General features: G+C 71.9%; 3 protein-coding genes. All 3 read left to right on the top strand.

The annotated features are described in order from the left end of the window. The coding region (locus ACRDP3_RS05205) for a glutamate ligase domain-containing protein (protein WP_431515622.1) at positions 1 to 581 on the top strand (581 nt) is incomplete at its 5' end. Between the two features lie 54 nt (positions 582 to 635). Further along, complete coding sequence (gene ftsW / locus ACRDP3_RS05200; protein WP_431515621.1) at positions 636 to 2,108, top strand: putative lipid II flippase FtsW; 1,473 nt, start codon at positions 636 to 638, stop codon at positions 2,106 to 2,108. A gap of 6 nt (positions 2,109 to 2,114) precedes the next feature. After that, positions 2,115 to 3,209 (top strand): undecaprenyldiphospho-muramoylpentapeptide beta-N-acetylglucosaminyltransferase, encoded by a 1,095-nt coding sequence (gene murG / locus ACRDP3_RS05195; RefSeq protein WP_431515620.1) that lies wholly within the window; start codon positions 2,115 to 2,117, stop codon positions 3,207 to 3,209. Positions 3,210 to 3,262 lie beyond the last annotated feature (53 nt).

Raw genomic sequence — 3,262 nt, 5'->3', positions numbered from 1 at the left:
ACATCACCCCCGCGGCGCCGCACAATATCGCCAACGCGCTCGCCGCCGCCGCCCTCGCCCGTGCCTACGGCGTACCGCCGGCGGCCGTACGGGACGGGCTGCGCGCCTTCCGGCCCGACGCCCACCGTATCGAACACGTCGCGGACGTCGGCGGCGTCTCCTACATCGACGACTCCAAGGCGACCAACACCCATGCCGCGGCGGCGTCCCTGGCGGCCTACGACTCCATCGTGTGGATGGCGGGCGGTCTGGCGAAGGGCGCCACCTTCGACGAGCTCGTACGGACGTCCGCACCGCGGCTGCGGGCCGTCGTCCTGATCGGCGCCGACCGGCGGCTCATCCACGAAGCGCTCACGCGACACGCCCCGGATGTCCCGGTGCTGGACGTGGCACGGACCGACACTGGTGCGATGGCAGCGGCAGTCCATGAAGCCGCCCGGGCCGCTCGCCGCGGGGATACGGTGCTGATGGCCCCGGCCTGTGCCTCGATGGACATGTTCGTGAACTACCACGCGCGCGGTGACGCCTTCGCCGCCGCGGTGCGCGCACTGGCCGCCGCCGGTACGGACAGCACTGAATAACCCGCCGGTCTCCGCGGACCGCGCCGCGGGGAACAGACGGAGGGGATGCGACAGATGACGCCCGACCGCGATGCCGCACCCACCGGTTCCCGGGTGCCGCCCCGCCGTCCCGCGGCCCCGGAGGACCGGGCGGCGCAGCGAGCGCGAGCGGCGAAGGCGCATGGCGGCAAGGGCACTTCCGCCCCCGCACCACCGGGCTCGCGAGGACCCCGGCGCACGGCGCGGGGACCGGCGAAGGGCAACGGGGCGGGCCGCCGCCACAACTCCGCGTCGGCGCTCTTCGGCAAGGCCAGGCGCGCCTGGGACCGTCCGCTCACGGCGTACTACCTCGTCCTGGGCGGCAGCCTCCTGCTCACCGTGCTCGGCCTCGTCATGGTCTTCTCCGCGTCGCAGATCGAGGCGCTGCAGTCCGGGCTGCCCTCCACGTACTTCTTCCGCAAGCAGCTGACCGCAGCCGTCCTGGGCGGCGGCCTGCTGCTTGCCGCCTCCCGGATGCCGCTCAGGCTGCACCGGGCGCTGGCGTACCCGCTGCTGGCCGCCTCCGTGGTGCTGATGTGCATGGTCCAGGTGCCCGGGATAGGGCACGCGGTGAACGGGAACCAGAACTGGATCTATCTGGGCGGCCCGTTCCAGTTGCAGCCCAGCGAGTTCGGCAAGCTCGCACTCGTGCTGTGGGGCGCCGACCTGCTCGCCCGTAAGCGGGACAAGCGGCTTCTCACCCAGTGGAAACACATGCTGGTGCCGCTCGTACCGGTCAGCCTCCTGCTGCTCGGACTCATCATGCTCGGCGGCGACATGGGCACCGCGATCATTCTCACAGCGGTCCTCTTCGGCCTGCTCTGGCTGGCCGGGGCGCCCACCCGGCTGTTCACCGGGGTGCTCGCGGCGGCCCTCGCCGTCGGTGCGTTCTTCATCACCACCAGCCCGAACCGGATGGCCCGGCTGGGCTGCATCGGCGCCACCGACCCCGGCCCGGACGACCAGTGCTGGCAGGCGGTACACGGAATCTACGCGCTCGCCTCCGGCGGATGGTTCGGTTCCGGACTCGGTGCGAGTGTGGAGAAATGGGGGCAACTTCCCGAACCGCATACCGACTTCATCTTCGCCGTGACCGGGGAGGAACTCGGTCTCGCGGGGACGCTGTCGGTGCTCGCTCTCTTCGCGGCTCTAGGCTATGCGGGTATCCGCGTGGCCGGACGCACGGAGGAACCCTTCGTGAGGTACGCCGCGGGAGGCGTGACCACCTGGATCACGGCGCAGGCCGTGGTCAACATCGGTGCGGTGCTCGGCCTGCTGCCGATCGCCGGTGTCCCGCTCCCGCTGTTCTCCTACGGAGGTTCCGCCCTGCTGCCGACGATGTTCGCCATCGGCTTGCTGATCGCCTTCGCGCGCAGCGATCCCGCGGCGAGGGCGGCCCTGGCCATGCGGCAGCCCGTTCTGCGGCTGCGGCTGCGGAGAAGGCTGGCAGGGGTGAGACGCAAAACGATGAGACGGCGCGCCTGGCGGCCGCCGTCCGGAGAGCGGTGAATCAGGGTGCACGTCGTACTCGCCGGTGGGGGGACCGCCGGCCACATCGAGCCCGCGCTGGCCCTCGCGGATGCTCTGCGCAGGCAGGACCCGACCGTGGGGATCACGGCGCTCGGCACGGAACGCGGCCTGGAGACCCGCCTGGTACCCGAGCGCGGATACCGCCTGGAGCTGATCCCGGCCGTGCCGCTGCCGCGCAAACCCACTCCCGAGCTGATCACCGTGCCGGGACGGCTGCGCGGCACCATCAAGGCCACGGAACGGATCCTCGAACAGACCAAGGCCGACTGCGTGGCCGGGTTCGGCGGCTACGTGGCGCTGCCCGCCTACCTGGCGGCCAAGCGGCTCGGTGTGCCGATCGTCGTGCACGAGGCCAACGCCAGGCCCGGCCTGGCCAACAAGATCGGCTCGCGCTACACGCGCCACGTCGCGGTCTCCACCCCGGACAGCAAGCTGCGCAACGCGCGTTACATCGGCATCCCGTTGCGCCGCGCCATCGCCACGCTCGACCGTGCCGGAGTGCGTTCGGAGGCCCGCGCCGCCTTCGGTCTCGACGCCAACCTGCCGACGCTGCTGGTCACGGGCGGCTCGCAGGGCGCCCGCCGCCTCAACGAGGTGGTGGGGCAGGCCGTACCGCACCTGCAGCGCGCCGGCATCCAGACGCTGCACGCCGTGGGACCGAAGAACGAACTGCCGCAGACCGACAACATGCCGGGAATGCCGCCATACGTCCCGGTACCGTATGTGGACCGGATGGACCTCGCGTACGCCGCGGCCGACATGATGCTCTGCCGCGCGGGCGCGATGACCGTGGCGGAGCTGTCCGCGGTCGGGCTGCCGGCCGCCTACGTCCCGTTGCCGATCGGCAACGGCGAACAGCGGCTGAACGCCCAGCCCGTCGTCAAGGCGGGCGGCGGCCTGCTCGTCGACGACGCCGAGCTGACACCGGAGTGGATCCGGAGCAACGTGCTCCCGGTCCTGTCCGATCCGCACCGGCTGTACGACATGGCACGCGCCGCGGCCGAGTTCGGCCGTCCGGACGCCGACGAGCTTCTGGTCGGCATGGTGCTCGAGGCGATCGCGGCCCGCCGAGGGGCGTGAGAGAAGGCGGGGAAGCGTGGCCGGACAGACGGGGCCGACGAAGAGCGCGGGCC

Origin of the sequence: Streptomyces sp. (genome assembly GCF_050698815.1) — a bacterium.
Lineage (GTDB): Bacteria > Actinomycetota > Actinomycetes > Streptomycetales > Streptomycetaceae > Streptomyces.
Note: the sequence above shows the minus strand (reverse complement) of the source record. Positions and strands in the feature narration are given on the sequence as shown.